The organism is Nostoc sp. (genome assembly GCF_036917415.1).
Lineage (GTDB): Bacteria > Cyanobacteriota > Cyanobacteriia > Cyanobacteriales > Nostocaceae > Nostoc.
Genome location: NZ_JBALDJ010000086.1, coordinates 66,926 through 79,843 on the forward strand (window position 1 = coordinate 66,926; position 12,918 = coordinate 79,843).

Consider the following 12,918-nt stretch of genomic DNA (forward strand, 5'->3'; position numbering starts at 1 on the left):
TGCATATTTCCTTGCTATTAAGCTTTATATTTAATAAAGATATATTGTTAACATTAGTAAAAAACCTGAAAAGATTGGGGGAAAGTAACTGCTATGGGTCGTGTAGGCGTCTTATTACTCAATCTCGGTGGGCCTGATAAGCTAGAAGATGTCGGGCCATTTTTGTACAACCTGTTTTCCGATCCGGAAATTATTCGCCTACCATTTCGCTGGTTGCAAAAGCCCCTAGCCTGGTTTATTGCCACGCGGCGAACCAGAACATCAGAAGGAAACTATAAGCAAATCGGTGGTGGTTCCCCACTACGGCGGATTACAGAAGCGCAAGGGGAAGCTCTAAAAGAACAGTTAGGTTTTTTAGGGCAAGAAGTTAATATTTATGTGGGAATGCGTTATTGGCATCCCTATACAGAAGAGGCGATCGCACAAATTACCCAAGATAAGGTAGAACACCTGGTAATATTACCACTATATCCCCAGTTTTCTATCAGTACCAGTGGTTCCAGCTTCCGGCTTTTAGAAAAGCTTTGGCAAGAAGATCCAAAACTTCAACCTATTGATTACACCGTCATTCCTTCTTGGTACAAACAACCAGGCTATCTTCAAGCAATAGCACAACTCATAACCCAGGAACTTGAGCAATTCCCTAACCCGGATGATGTTCATATATTCTTCAGCGCCCACGGCGTTCCGAAAAGCTACGTTGAAGAAGCTGGCGACCCTTACCAGATGGAAATTGAAGAATGTACTGCATTGATTATGCAGACTCTCAATCGACCCAATACCCACACCTTAGCTTACCAAAGTCGTGTCGGGCCAGTAGAATGGCTCCAACCCTATACTGAAGATGCCCTCAAAGAACTAGGCGCACAAGGCGTGAAAGATTTGGTTGTCGTGCCAATTAGTTTTGTCTCAGAGCATATCGAGACACTACAAGAAATTGATATTGAGTATCGAGAAGTAGCCGAAGAATCAGGAATTCACAACTTCCGCCGCGTACCGGCTCCCAATACCCATCCAGTATTTATTAATGCACTAGCTGAATTAGTGATTGATGCGTTGAGAAACCCCAGTTTCAAGCTTTCGCAAGCTGCCCAAATGAAAAAAATGGTAAAGATGTACCCTCAAGAGCGTTGGGAATGGGGTCTGACAACTAGTGCTGAAGTATGGAATGGTCGGATTGCGATGCTGGGTTTTATTGCCTTAATCGTAGAGTTGATTACCGGTCACGGCTTCTTGCACATGATTGGGCTTTTGCAGTAAAGGGCATTGGGGATTGGGCATTGGAAAACTCTTCCCTTGTACTCCCGTCCCTTGCGCGTCTTTGTTAGGAGAAGTTCTGTACCCTGTTGGGGATGGCTACGCCATCTAAAGAAGCCCGATCTTCAGACTTATCTCCTTGTCCCTAGTCCCCCATGCCCCATGCCCCATGCCCTATGCCCCATGCCTTCTCTCTTTGTGATACCAGTCATACCACTGTTTAGCACTACGAACTGCAAACCAGAGCAGTATTAAAGCAATTACTCCTCCTTGCCAGGGTGCATCAAAGGCAAATAGTACTAGAGCAATGCACAAGGTATCTTGAAGGAAAACTGCCCACAACGGTAAGCCACGTAACCGATAGAACCAACCAATTTGGACGAGCTGGAGTACCACAGCTAATAAACCTCCAATTATGGCAATCAGCCAGTTTGGGGTTGCTGTTGCTGTAGCTACTCCTAACCCCATAATTGCGCCTACAAGGGGAGACATGAATAACTGAAACACTTGGAGCAGTCTTTGCCCCCAGAGCTTTTTTGAGGCTAATAATTCAATTAATGACCAACTGGTGAGGCAACATAATAATATTGGTGGAGAAATGTGAGATAGAATTGGGACTTGTGACCACAAGTTGCTACCTTGCAATAATCCAATAATTAGCAAAGGTATACCTATTCTCATTCCTGCTGCCGCAGAGGCAGAAAGTGTGGCTAGGATTTCAATCATCAAAGCACTCGTAATATTAATAAATAAGTAAGTATTTGTTATGTATACTACCCAGTGCTGGCAATAATTCGAGCATTAAACAGATTGCAATATTAAATGTTGTTGGTATCTTTATACAACAGAATTCAAGAGTCAGAATGGACTGCGCCCTGCGGCGCTAACAGAAGTAAAACAGGCTTTATACCTGGCTTTAAGACTTAGCTTGCTACCTCACTAACTTTAAATTCGCTGTATATCTTTTTTGATGATGTCTGCGTATTTTTGGGGTAATTTGCTTGTAGTAAGCGCTTAAACGCCTAATACAAGCAAATTAATCCTAAATACCTAATCGTTGGTAAACTTCTTCTAAATGCCGCAGATGTTGCTGGGGGTCGAAACAAACCTCTAGTTCTGCTGAAGACAATCTTTGAGTAACACGCGGATCTTTGCTAATCAAGTCTTGGAAGTTTCCTTCTGGCTGATTCCAAGCGGCGTGAGCGCTTTCTTGAACGATCGCATAAGCCTCTTCTCGGCTGCTTCCCTTGTCTATCAAAGCCAGTAACACTTTTTGGCTGAACACAACGCCACCGTAACAGTTGAGATTGCGTTTCATGTTCTCAGGATAGACCAACAAGTTTTTGACCAAATCGGTTATTTCTGACAACATAAAGTGGGTCAAAGTACAAGCATCTGGCAAAATTACCCGTTCTACAGAACTGTGAGAAATGTCTCGCTCATGCCATAAAGCAATGTTTTCTAAAGCTGCACCGGCATGACTTCTGACGAGTCGTGCCATTCCTGTCAGTCGTTCCGAACGGATGGGGTTACGCTTGTGTGGCATTGCTGAGGAGCCTTTTTGACCTTTGGCGAAGAATTCTTCAACTTCCAAAACGTCTGTTTTTTGGAGATTGCGAATTTCTACAGCAAAGCGCTCAATGGTTGCTGCTACCAAAGCTAATTGTTGCACGTAGTCGGCGTGGCGATCGCGGGAAATAACTTGGGTTGAGGCCGTATCGGGTTCGAGTCCGAGTTTTTGACAAGCGATCGCTTCTACGCGCGGTTCAATATTGGCATAAGTTCCTACCGCACCAGAGATTTTACCCACAGCGATCGTTTGACGGAGTATTCTCAGGCGTTCTTGGTGTCGCAATACTTCTGCTAACCAACCAGCTAGCTTAAAACCGAAAGTAATCGGTTCAGCGTGAATACCATGCGATCGTCCAGCCATCACTGTATGACGATGTTCCCGTGCTTTTTGGCGAATTACTTGAATCAAATCTTCTAGACGTTGCAATAATATATCCAAACTGGCAACTAATTGCAGTGCTAAAGCTGTATCCAAGACATCCGAACTCGTTAAACCCAGGTGAATGTAGCGTCCGGCATCGCCTACATATTCATTGACATTTGTCAAGAAAGCAATGACATCGTGGCGGACTACAGCCTCAATTTCCAGTACCCGCTTTGGATCAAAATCTGCCTTAGCCTTAATTTCCTCAACGGCTTCAGATGGAATGTAACCAAGTTCAGCTTGAGCCTCACAAACAGCAATTTCGACTTGCAGCCAAGTTTTTAGTTTATAGGCTTCACTCCACAGATTAGCCATTTCGGGCAAAGTATAACGCTCAATCACAGTTCGGCACAGAATACAACCGTCATATTTTACAGTTTAATTAATGTAGATCGCTTTTTGACGCTACTTTTTGCTCAGAGACGGAAGCAGTTTTTGAATCCGACGTGATAATACTAATCCTGCCGTCAGCCTCCATATATGCGAACTTCACATCAGCTAAAAATTCCACACCTTGCTGACGTAACTTGCTCATCAATTCATCATCTGTAATTAACTCTCGTTGCAGATGGCGCTCAATCATCCGACCGTTTTTTACCAATAGCAGCGGTGGCGGATTCAGGAAACGTTGGAACTGGGGAAGTTTGTAACCCAACCAGTTCAGCAAGTAACTCCAAAAAATCACTGTTCCTACGAGGATAGCGCCTTCAGTAATTGATGTGTAATTACTTGCCATAGCATTTTGAGCAGCTTCCGCAAATAGTACTACTACAAGTAAATCGGTAATTCCTAATGTTCCTAATTGTCGGCTAGGAAGCAGGCGTAGCACTGAGAACAACGCTAAGTAGACTAGCGACCCGCGGATAATCAACTCAAAGATGCTGATGCTAGGAATAAAAATTGCTTGCCAATTGATAAAAAACCATTTTTCCATTAGCACTGATTTTCTTCCTTTTTCAATAGAATTCTGGAAAAAGTCCAGTATAAAAAGGAGTCATAATTCATAATTGCTGAATACTTTACTCATCAACTGTGGCAAGAATAAGCAATTACCTAGACTGGATATTAGATACTTCAATATCTATCAGATTTACAAAGATAAATCTCCAGTAATCAAGGATTAAAAGCGCTGATTTTTTCTTCTCTGCTTTAAGCGTTTGGGCTTTCTAAAATACTGAAAGAAGCGATTAATAAAGCGAGAAGATGGCTTTTTATCAGTCGATGCTTGTTCTCTTGGAGCCTTGCCATTATAGTCTGTGTTATCAGATATATGTACAGCATTTTTAGTTGGAATTATGCCGCTTCCATGCCTTCGAGAATAAACTTGAGTAAATTCTGCACCGAAGAAAAGAATTTGTGCGGCATAATTAACCCAAGCTAAAATCACCACCAGTGAGCCAGCAGCACCATAGGCTGATCCAAAACTGCCATTACCTAAATATTGTCCTAATAAAAATCTCCCAATAGAGAACAAAACTGAGGTAAGAGCAGCTCCAACTAAAACATCACTCCATGCAATTTTGACATCTGGCAAAACTTTAAAAATTAGTCCGAATAGCACTGTAGTTATTGCAAAAGAGATAATAGTATTGGCAATCTGCCAGATGAAATCGAAACCTGGTAACAAATTACTAAAGTATGTTACTAATGTTGCTAATATCGTACTAATTACTAGAGAAACTAAAAGTAAAAAGCCAATCCCGATCACCATTGCAAAGGACAAAAAGCGGAGGCGAATCATGTTATTTATGCCACGTCCAGGTTTGGGTTTAACTTCCCAAATGGTATTCATGGCATCTTGCAACTCAGTAAATAAGCCTGTAGCACCCACTAGCAGAACTACGACACTAATGACCGAAGCGATCGCTCCTGTCTTTGGTTGGTTAGCATTTTTGATCGCTGTTTCGAGAAACTTTGCGCCATCTATTCCGACTAAACCTTGAATTTGTCCGACAATTTGACCTCTTGCCGCTTCCTCTCCAAATACTGCACCTGCGATCGCAATTACAATAATTAGCAACGGTGCAATGGAAAAAATTGTGTAATAAGCTAATGCTGCCGCTAACCGTGAGGCTTTATCATCACTCCATTCTTTGAATGTCTCTTGTAATAACTTCCAAATTTCTTGCAAATTCATCCAATCAATCTCCTTGTAGGGGATGTTGCTTAGTCCATGATATATTGGATACTGATTTCCTAAGTTGCGACATCCTCCCAAGGGTGTTTGTGAAGCGTCCTTGGGGAGGAATTTAGAATTTTATAATCACATGACAATGCGAACGCGCCAATTGGTGATAATAAAGATCCGCTAATGTTGATCGGATCGCAAAGCAATTTTTACCTAGAAGCAATGACACAGACCGCAGCAATTACAGAAGCGATTACCACTCTTGAGGATGCAGAAAATCGATTTGGTTTTGTCCGTGTTGAAAACGAGCAATTTTTCCCAGAGTGGTATGAGGGATTGTCTGAAATTACGGAAGCGGAAAAAGCCTCTGTGGATGTCGTGCGCCGCAGGTATCTTTATCACCGTGCTGGAGGTGATTTACTAGAAGGGACAGTCATATTGTTGTTGGTGTCACCAATACTTGCACTCTCTGGATTTTACGATCCTCCTTTCAGAATTAAGGCTGAATCATCCGTGGAACTAATGTTAGATGATGGCGAGGAGATACTGCGCGGACGGATTGATGTTTTAGTGTTACAAGATCAATTGTGGGTGATGGTATTGGAGTCGAAAAAAACCACACTCTCAGTTTGGTCGGCTGTACCGCAAGCTCTAGCTTATATGATGGCTAACCCCAACCCCAGTAAACCTGTGTTTGGGATGGTGACGAATGGAGACGATATTTTATTTGTCAAAGTGACGCAAACCAATACACCAGAGTACGATTTGTCAAGAATCTTTGCTCCATTTGCATCAACGAAAGAACTGTACGCGGTTTTGCAAATTCTCAAGCGTATTGGTCAGTTAATTTCTCCTACATCTTAAAGGTTATTTGAAATTACCTAAAAATAGCAATTACTACTGCATTCTATCGATTGTGCGGTACTGAATTGCTTCCGCTACATGATTGGTTTTTAGCTGATCTTCTCCTGCTAAATCTGCAATAGTCCGTGCTACTTTGAGAATGCGATCGCTTGCTCTTGCTGATAAACCTAATTTTCTAATTGCTGCTTCTAATAAATTGCGGCTAGCATCATCTAACTTGCACCATTTTTGAAGATGACTACTTTGCAAATGGGCATTGCAACGCAGATTTGCTTCTCCTTGGAAACGAGTAATTGCGCGATCGCTTGCTTGTTGGACTCGTTCGCGTACTGATATTGATGTTTCTCCCGTCGGTTGTTGGGTAATTTCTTCTGGTTTCAAGCGATTCACTGCAACTTGTAAATCAATTCGATCCATCAACGGCCCAGAAAGTTTTGCCCAATATTGCTCGCGTTGGCGGGGAGAACAAGTACATTGTTGGATGGTATCGCCATAGTAGCCGCAAGGACAGGGATTAGTACTCGCCACCAAAGTAAACTGCGCGGGAAACATCACCGATAATTTGGTGCGGGAAATTGTGACGTAGCCATCTTCTAGAGGTTGGCGCAGAAATTCCAACACATCTCGTTTAAATTCCGTGAGTTCATCAAGGAACAGTACACCTCTGTGAGATAATGAGATTTCTCCAGGACGAGGGAAACTACCACCACCCACCAGAGAAGGCCCGGATGCTGAGTGGTGGGGACTGCGAAAAGGGCGATCGCGTACCAATGTACCACGATTTTTCAATAAACCAGCTACCGAATGAATGCGAGTCACTTCCAAAGATTCGGCAAAACTCAACGGCGGTAAAATTCCCGGTAAGCGCCTTGCTAGCATCGTCTTCCCACTACCAGGCGGTCCGACAAAAATGAGATTATGCCCACCAGCCGCAGCAATTTCTAAAGCACGACGTCCATGAGCTTGTCCTTTGACATCATGCAAATCTGCGCCAGGGTAGGATACTGTTGCTATCTGCGTTGTACTATCCATCTGCACAGGTTTGTAACGCCCCGGATTATTTAAAAAATCCACCACCTCAGACAGATGTTTGCAGCCGTAAACAGCCAAATCTTCAACTACTGCTGCTTCTTGGGCATTATCAGCAGGGAGAACTAAACCTGCAATTCCCATCTTTTGGGCTGCTGCTGCGATCGGTAATACACCAGCCACGGGACGCAAACTGCCATCCAAAGAGACTTCGCCCAAAAATAGATAATCCCCCAACAAATCAGCGCTAACTTGCTCAGAAGCTGCCAAAATTCCCACACTAATAGGCAAATCGAAACAGGGGCCTTCTTTGCGTAAATCTGCCGGAGTTAAATTAATTACTATCTTTCGCATCGGAAAGGCAAAGCCAGTATTTTTCAAAGTTGCTTTGACTCTTTCTCTTGATTCTTGAATCGCTGAATCTGGCAGTCCCAAGACAACAATTCCTGGTAATCCCCCTGACACATCGACTTCTACGCCTACTTTAACGGCATCGATGCCGACAATTGATGCACTCCAGACTCTGGCAAGCATTTCTTATATAAGAGTAAACCTTTAGAATCTCTAGCAGATGAGTTGGTAGATTGGCATTAGTGAAACCACATAGACGATTTTTCGGAATTAAGGCTATTGAACAACAAGATTCCCGACTTCTGAGAAAAGTCGGGAATGTCAGCCGGATTTATATAGCAGTCTTAGATCATTTGTAAAAATAAATTAACCGTAGAGGCGCAGAGAAGCCAGTGCGTTGGGCGGGTTCCCCGACTTGAAGCAACTGGCGCAACGCAGAGAGAGGAATCTGAGATTTTCATGACTCATTTAGGATTGCTATATTTATCCTCACGTCAGACTGTAAACTACATTTAGGACTTCTAAAAAAAGCTCTAACTATTTCTTGTGGGGTGTAGAGAAGTCTCTTACAGCAATTCAAGAGGCAAAATAACTATTGGAAAAATTATTAAGAATATCAAATATTATTGATAATTGCACTGAACGTATTGGTCGATTAACTAGCTGGCTAGTACTAGTAATGATCGTACTTGGCGTGTGGAATGTTGTCGGGCGATATCTTGGAAGAATTAGCGGTAATAACTTCACTTCCAACGCTTATATAGAATCTCAATGGTATATTTTTGATTTAGTTTTCTTGTTGGGAGCAGCTTATACCCTTAAGCACAACGAACACGTGCGGGTTGATATTTTTTATAGTAATTGGCCGCCTCGGCGAAAGGCACTTGCAGACTTAGTAGGGACTATATTTTTCCTCATTCCATTCTGTATCATCACGATTATTTTTTCTTGGGATGCGGTTATGGCTTCATGGCAAATCAAGGAAGCCTCATCCGATCCTGGGGGATTGCCTCGTTACCCCATTAAAGCAATGATTATTGTCGGCTTTGTGTTGCTAATTTTCCAGGGCATTTCTCAGGCAATCAAAAACTTGGCAATTCTTCAAAGCAGGGAGGAAAATCATGACACTGGCTTATGAATGGCTGGGGCCAGTGATGTTTGCTGGTGCTTTGGTGCTGCTGTCGCTGGGCTATCCGGTGGCTTTTTCATTAGGTGGTGTGGCAATTTTATTTGGAATACTGGGAATTAGCTTAGGTGTATTTGACCCCGTGTTTCTGACTGCTATGCCACAGCGAATTTTTGGCATCATGGCAAACTATACCTTATTAGCTATCCCTTACTTCATCTTCATGGGGGCAATGCTAGAGAAATCTGGGATAGCAGAGAGGCTCTTAGAAACGATGGGGATTTTGTTGGGACGCTTGCGCGGCGGACTGGCTTTAGCTGTGATTTTGGTGGGGGCGCTGTTAGCAGCAACTACTGGGGTAGTAGCGGCGACTGTGGTGGCGATGGGTTTGATTTCTCTGCCAATTATGCTCCGCTATGGTTACAACAAAGAATTAGCTTCTGGTGTGATAGCTGCATCAGGAACCTTGGGGCAAATTATCCCGCCGAGTGTGGTGTTGGTAGTGCTGGGCGACCAATTGGGTGTATCGGTGGGCGATTTGTTCATCGGTTCGGTGATTCCCGGTTTGATGATGGCTGGTGCATTTGCCTTACATGTGCTGATTGTGGCATTTTTGAAGCCGGATTTAGCACCAGCTTTACCTGCTGAGGTCAGAGAAATTGGTGGTAAAGCTTTGGGAAGGCGGGTAATTCAGGTGATGATACCGCCTTTGATCCTGATTTTGTTGGTGCTGGGGAGTATATTTTTTGGCATTGCTACGCCGACAGAAGCGGGTGCAGTAGGTTGTGGTGGTGCGATCGCACTGGCGGCTGCTAATCGTAAACTTACCTTAGAATCTCTGCGTCAAGTTTGTGATACTACTTTGCGAATCACCAGCATGGTAGTTTTTATTCTATTTGGCTCCACAGCTTTTAGTTTAGTCTTTCGAGGGTTAAATGGCGATCGCTTCATGTTCGATGTTCTCGCCAATCTCCCCGGTGGTAAAACTGGCTTTTTGGTTGTCAGCATGGCAGTAGTATTTATCCTTGGCTTTTTCATCGACTTTTTCGAGATTGCCTTTATTGTCGTACCATTGTTTGTACCAGTTGCCCAAAGCTTAGGTATTGACTTGATTTGGTATGGTGTAGTTTTGGGAGCAAATTTGCAAACATCTTTCCTCACACCTCCCTTTGGCTTTGCACTGTTTTACTTGCGTGGTGTCGCACCACTAGAAGTTACTACAAAAGATATCTATCGCGGTATAATACCATTTATTTTGTTGCAACTATTGGTAGTGGTGTTAATTATTGTTTTCCCAGGAATTGTCAGTTTCTTACCTTCTTTGGGAAACTAGTCGAATAGTTAGAAGTTAACCCTCTTTAATCACTATCGGTAGATAAAAATCTAAAACCCTTATTTCTCATGACTTTTATCAATTTAGACGTAGGTTGGGTTGAGGAACGAAACCCAACACCCAAAGACCTTAGAAAAGTTGGGTTTCACTTTGTTCAACCCAACCTACATTTATTTTTCTTTCCCCAAAGTGATAGAAGAGGGTTAAGACTATCAAAGCAGGTAAAATGGTTGACAAAGAATTTCTCTTTCCTCTGTGTACTCTGCGCCTCTGCGGTTAAATAAATTACTTTTGAACCGTAGAGGAAAAAGCAAAGATTTTATTAGTCACCTTATATTATTAGAAGTAACAAAATTGGCATAACTTAATTCGTTCACGCGATTCCAATTAAAAATTTGCTGCCGAAAGGCTTTCCACTGTTCGTATACTTGTTTAAAAGCCACATCTTTACTGGCATTTTCTTCAAATAACTCAAAAGATATTTTCTGGGCTGCTTGCAGAATCTCCTGGCTATAAGGAACTAGTTTTGTACCACCAGCCAATAACCGCGTCAGCGCTTGCCCATTCAAGGAATCGTATTGACTCAGCATATTCAAATTGGCTTCAAAACTCGCTGTCTTCAAAACCTCTTGATATTCTTTGGGTAGGCGATTCCAGGCGGTGAGATTAACTAACACATCCAAGGTTGGCCCTGGTTCCCACCAGCCAGGATAATAGTAGAATTGCGCGGCTTTATTTAAACCGAGTTTTTCGTCATCGTAAGGGCCTACCCACTCAGCAGCATCAATGGCTCCCCTATCCAATGCTAAATAAACTTCGCCTCCAGGCAATACTTGCACATTCACCCCTAAACGGGACATGACTTCGCCACCTAATCCGGGAATTCGCATTTTCAAACCTTTGAGGTCAGAAATAGACTTGATTTCTTTTTTGAACCATCCCCCCATCTGTGCCCCAGTGCTACCAGCAGGAAAACTAATCACGTTAAAGTTGGTATACATTTTGTGTATGGCTTCTAATCCACCACCGTTATAAAGCCAAGCATTCTGTTGCTGGGCATTTAAACCGAAGGGTACGGAGGTGGCGAAGGCTAATGCTGAACTTTTGCCGATGTAATAGTAGCTGGATGTGTGACCGCATTCAACAGTCCCGGCTTGCACAGCATCGAGTACTTGCAATCCTGGTACTAATTCTCCAGCCGCAAAGGGCGTAATTTGGAAACGCCCATTGGTCATTTCTTCAACTCGCCGAGAAACGGTTTGGGCACCGATAAAAGTACCCAAAGATTTAGGCCAGCTAGTTGCCATCCGCCAACGGATATTCGGCAGTCCTGCTTGTACACTAGGGGATTTACCAGTTTGGCTACAGGAAACTAGGGTAGCAGCAGTTGTGGTAGCGATCGCAACTGTGTTAAAAACCTCTCGGCGTTTCATAATTGTTAGTGATTTAAATTGCGGAAAATTTAGGCTGATAGAGAATATTTATCAGGTTTTTGGCAATTTTTTAGTTTTGGGTACTAAATTAAACACGATAGGGACGTATAACTATACGTCCCTATCGTGTAATCAAGTTTTAGATGCTGAAACTTTAGTTTTTATTACCGCCAATGTTGGGGTATTTTCAGATTTTCCGGTAGGATGGTTGTGCGATCGCCAATTGCTTGTTCAATCTGCTGTGATTCTACATTTTCCGAGCCGCTCAAGTTTGCTCCACAGAGGTTAGCTTCTTGGAGATTAGCTTCTTGGAGGTTAGCTGTACTAAGTAATGTACTTTCTAGATTAGCGCCAGCCAGTTTTGCCTTTTGCAAGTTACTACCAATCAGGTTTGCATCTTGGAGATTGCTACCTTCCAAGTTGACTTCTTCCAAGTTGGCATCACAAAGGATTGCTCCTTCCAAGTTGGCGTCACAAAGGATTGCTTCTGTCAAGTTGGCATCACAAAGAACTGTTCCTTCCAAGTTGGCATCGTAAAGGAGTGCTTGGGAAAGGTTTGCTTTTCTAAGAACTGCGCCTTGGAGATTGGCTTCTGGGAGGATTGCTTTTTGCAGGTTGGCTTCATAGAGGATTGAGCCACAAAGACAGGTCACTGATAAGTCTGCTTCAGAGAGGTTGACTCTGGTAAAATTGACCCATTGCAAGTTAGCCCCGACAAGAATCGCTCTAGAGAGGTTAGCTTCTGTTAAGTCTGCATTACTGAGGTCTGTATTACGTAAATCGAGTTTCTGATTGACTGGATCTTTAGATGAATCGCGTCGTCCAATGACAGTTAAGGCTGTTTGAATATCTGTAGGAAGTTTTGATGATTGTAGTGATTCATCCTCATATTCCCTATTCACTGGGGCATTCTCGCGGATAAAAGCAGCGAGGATTTCCATGATTGTCCAATGATCTTTCGGGGAATCTTTGGCAATTCGTTCCAAAGCATAAATTGCAGCAAATCGCGTTTCAATCTTTTCATTTCCTAGTTGTTCAATCACTTTAGAAAAGCGTTCGGAAACAATTTCTTGTGGAGTTAGTTGTGTCTGATTGATACAATTTGCGATATTGTTATCCCAAGCTAATGTTCCAGCTAGGAGTTGCGTTAACAAGCTGTGATTCTCATCCAGAGAAAGTCTGGAGGTATAGTAAGCATTAAGAATTAATGCCAATCCCCCAATAATTATGGCAATTGTTGTTAATGCTTGAGTGATGTATTCAATTTTTTCTTGATTTGAAAATCCTTGAATATTTTCAAAAAATAATAAAATTAGAGTGAATGATAAAATAAATATAACTGAGACAAATCCCAACAAAGTCGTGAGTCCATTGGTCTTTATGAAAGACATGTCATAAGTC

General features: G+C 42.7%; 11 protein-coding genes. 4 read left to right on the plus strand and 7 right to left on the minus strand.

What is annotated here, in order from left to right; translation table 11 throughout:
• The first annotated feature begins 93 nt into the window (after positions 1 to 93).
• Positions 94 to 1,260 (plus strand): ferrochelatase, encoded by a 1,167-nt coding sequence (gene hemH, locus V7K41_RS18765; protein ID WP_334850529.1) that lies wholly within the window; start codon positions 94 to 96, stop codon positions 1,258 to 1,260.
• Positions 1,261 to 1,431: 171 nt separating this feature from the next.
• Here hemH and V7K41_RS18770 read toward each other — a convergent pair whose 3' ends face one another.
• The 4 genes from V7K41_RS18770 to V7K41_RS18785 all read right to left on the minus strand — a co-directional run bounded on the left by V7K41_RS18770 (position 1,432) and on the right by V7K41_RS18785 (position 5,390).
• The gene (locus V7K41_RS18770) at positions 1,432 to 1,983 is read right to left on the minus strand and encodes a DUF4126 domain-containing protein (RefSeq protein ID WP_334850531.1); all 552 of its coding nucleotides are present in this window, start codon (positions 1,981 to 1,983) and stop codon (positions 1,432 to 1,434) included.
• Between the two features lie 316 nt (positions 1,984 to 2,299).
• Positions 2,300 to 3,595: an adenylosuccinate lyase gene (gene purB, locus V7K41_RS18775; protein WP_334850532.1), complete on the minus strand. Its 1,296-nt coding sequence runs from the start codon at positions 3,593 to 3,595 to the stop codon at positions 2,300 to 2,302.
• Between the two features lie 40 nt (positions 3,596 to 3,635).
• On the minus strand, positions 3,636 to 4,187 hold the full coding sequence (locus V7K41_RS18780; RefSeq protein WP_334850602.1) for a DUF421 domain-containing protein: 552 nt from the start codon (positions 4,185 to 4,187) through the stop codon (positions 3,636 to 3,638).
• Positions 4,188 to 4,373: 186 nt separating this feature from the next.
• Entirely contained in the window at positions 4,374 to 5,390 is a 1,017-nt protein-coding gene (locus V7K41_RS18785) for a YihY/virulence factor BrkB family protein (RefSeq protein WP_334850536.1), read from the minus strand.
• Between the two features lie 213 nt (positions 5,391 to 5,603).
• On the opposite strand from V7K41_RS18785, the gene V7K41_RS18790 reads away from it, so the two are divergent.
• Positions 5,604 to 6,245 carry a type I restriction endonuclease gene (locus V7K41_RS18790; protein ID WP_334850539.1) on the plus strand — a complete coding sequence of 214 codons (642 nt, stop codon included), beginning with the start codon at positions 5,604 to 5,606 and terminating at the stop codon, positions 6,243 to 6,245.
• Positions 6,246 to 6,278: 33 nt separating this feature from the next.
• Here the strand turns inward: V7K41_RS18790 and V7K41_RS18795 are convergent, their stop codons facing one another.
• Positions 6,279 to 7,808 carry a YifB family Mg chelatase-like AAA ATPase gene (locus V7K41_RS18795; protein ID WP_334850540.1) on the minus strand — a complete coding sequence of 510 codons (1,530 nt, stop codon included), beginning with the start codon at positions 7,806 to 7,808 and terminating at the stop codon, positions 6,279 to 6,281.
• A gap of 412 nt (positions 7,809 to 8,220) precedes the next feature.
• Here V7K41_RS18795 and V7K41_RS18800 point away from each other — a divergent pair, with 412 nt between their 5' ends.
• Both V7K41_RS18800 and V7K41_RS18805 read left to right on the plus strand, forming a co-directional pair.
• The gene (locus V7K41_RS18800) at positions 8,221 to 8,763 is read left to right on the plus strand and encodes a TRAP transporter small permease subunit (protein WP_334850542.1); all 543 of its coding nucleotides are present in this window, start codon (positions 8,221 to 8,223) and stop codon (positions 8,761 to 8,763) included.
• Positions 8,747 to 10,084 carry a TRAP transporter large permease gene (locus V7K41_RS18805; protein WP_334850544.1) on the plus strand — a complete coding sequence of 446 codons (1,338 nt, stop codon included), beginning with the start codon at positions 8,747 to 8,749 and terminating at the stop codon, positions 10,082 to 10,084. Before V7K41_RS18800 ends, V7K41_RS18805 begins: the two co-directional genes overlap by 17 nt.
• Before the next feature lie 326 nt (positions 10,085 to 10,410).
• Here the strand turns inward: V7K41_RS18805 and V7K41_RS18810 are convergent, their stop codons facing one another.
• Together V7K41_RS18810 and V7K41_RS18815 are read right to left on the minus strand one after the other, a co-directional pair.
• Positions 10,411 to 11,517: a TRAP transporter substrate-binding protein gene (locus V7K41_RS18810; protein WP_334850545.1), complete on the minus strand. Its 1,107-nt coding sequence runs from the start codon at positions 11,515 to 11,517 to the stop codon at positions 10,411 to 10,413.
• 164 nt (positions 11,518 to 11,681) lie between these two features.
• A complete protein-coding gene (locus V7K41_RS18815; RefSeq protein WP_334850547.1) occupies positions 11,682 to 12,908 on the minus strand; it encodes a pentapeptide repeat-containing protein in 1,227 nt (408 codons plus the stop codon).
• Between the last annotated feature and the right edge of the window lie 10 nt (positions 12,909 to 12,918).

Coding starts and splice junctions, on each gene's coding strand:
- hemH (WP_334850529.1), top strand. CDS start 94: ATGGGTCGTGTAGGCGTCTTATTACTCAATCTCGGTGGGCCTGATAAG.
- V7K41_RS18770 (WP_334850531.1), bottom strand. CDS start 1,983: ATGATTGAAATCCTAGCCACACTTTCTGCCTCTGCGGCAGCAGGAATG.
- V7K41_RS18780 (WP_334850602.1), bottom strand. CDS start 4,187: ATGGAAAAATGGTTTTTTATCAATTGGCAAGCAATTTTTATTCCTAGC.
- V7K41_RS18785 (WP_334850536.1), bottom strand. CDS start 5,390: ATGAATTTGCAAGAAATTTGGAAGTTATTACAAGAGACATTCAAAGAA.
- V7K41_RS18790 (WP_334850539.1), top strand. CDS start 5,604: ATGACACAGACCGCAGCAATTACAGAAGCGATTACCACTCTTGAGGAT.
- V7K41_RS18795 (WP_334850540.1), bottom strand. CDS start 7,808: ATGCTTGCCAGAGTCTGGAGTGCATCAATTGTCGGCATCGATGCCGTT.
- V7K41_RS18805 (WP_334850544.1), top strand. CDS start 8,747: ATGACACTGGCTTATGAATGGCTGGGGCCAGTGATGTTTGCTGGTGCT.
- V7K41_RS18810 (WP_334850545.1), bottom strand. CDS start 11,517: ATGAAACGCCGAGAGGTTTTTAACACAGTTGCGATCGCTACCACAACT.
- V7K41_RS18815 (WP_334850547.1), bottom strand. CDS start 12,908: ATGTCTTTCATAAAGACCAATGGACTCACGACTTTGTTGGGATTTGTC.